1 pseudogene is annotated in these 238 nt (G+C 73.5%); it reads right to left on the bottom strand.

Annotated elements, in window-relative coordinates:
* Window positions 1-238 (bottom strand): annotated as a pseudogene (locus KBI52_RS00105) (helix-turn-helix domain-containing protein); the annotation flags it as partial.

Raw genomic sequence — 238 nt, 5'->3', positions numbered from 1 at the left:
CTGCCCGGCTCCACAGGGCAAAGGGCAGACCGAGTTCGTCAGGCGTGTGCCGGCGGATCAGCGCGCGGACCTGCGCTTCCTGCTCGGCCTCGAGAAACCGTCCCGTGCCAGGGGCCGGGCCGCGCGGCCCGCTGGCCAACCCCGCCCGGCCCTGCTCGGCGCAGCGGCGGCAGATGTCGAAGACGCCGGTGCGGGTCAGACCTACCTGCGCGGCAATGGCCTCATAGGTCAGCCCGCT

This window comes from Microvirga sp. HBU67558 (assembly GCF_018069605.1).
GTDB lineage: Bacteria > Pseudomonadota > Alphaproteobacteria > Rhizobiales > Beijerinckiaceae > Microvirga > Microvirga terrae.
This window is presented reverse-complemented; position numbering and strand designations above follow the sequence as displayed.